Origin of the sequence: Vibrio sp. 1562 (assembly GCF_033340155.1) — a bacterium.
Taxonomy (GTDB): domain Bacteria; phylum Pseudomonadota; class Gammaproteobacteria; order Enterobacterales; family Vibrionaceae; genus Vibrio; species Vibrio alginolyticus.
The window spans coordinates 1-650 of sequence record NZ_JAWOVY010000438.1 but is presented as its reverse complement, the minus strand read 5'-3'; the positions used below and the strand labels follow the sequence as shown (position 1 = coordinate 650).

Genomic DNA, 650 nt, shown 5'->3' with positions numbered 1-650 from the left:
GCGATGCGGATGACACTTGTGTGATTTTGTATACATCAGGCACAACGGGACTGCCCAAAGGAGCAGAGCTCACGCAGCAAAACATCGTAATGAATGCGCTTGTGGCTCAGAACATCATGGCGAGTCAGGCTGATGATGTTCATCTAGTAACGTTGCCACTGTTTCATACATTCGGTCAAACCGTGCATCTCAATGCTAGCGTGCAAAGCGGTGCAACTTTGGTTTTAGTACCTCGATTTGATCCGAAACATGTGTTGGAGCTGATCGAAAAGCATCGAGTGACACTCTTTGCCGGTGTGCCTACGATGTACATTGGTTTGCTGCATGTTGAACATAATTGCGATATTTCGTCGTTACGAGTAGCCGTTAGTGGAGGCTCGTCGCTACCGACAGAAGTATTTAAAACCTTTGAAGCACGATTCAATGTACCAATTCTAGAAGGTTACGGCTTGTCCGAAACCAGTCCGATAGCGTGTTTTAATCACCTTGATCAGGAGCGAGTACCGGGCTCTGTCGGGCAACCGATTCAAGGTGTTGAGGTGAAAGTCGTTGATCTTGACGGCCATGCTCTCCCTGTCGGTGAGGAAGGCGAAATTATTGTGCGCGGGCACAACGTCATGAAAGGTTATCTTGATCGCCCAGAAGTGACG

Annotated in this window: 1 protein-coding gene; it reads left to right on the top strand. The window is 48.3% G+C overall.

Translation table 11 applies throughout. From position 1 onward, the window contains the following. A partial coding sequence (locus tag R7Z49_RS25660; protein WP_318112486.1) for an AMP-binding protein occupies positions 1-650 on the top strand: 650 nt, incomplete at both ends.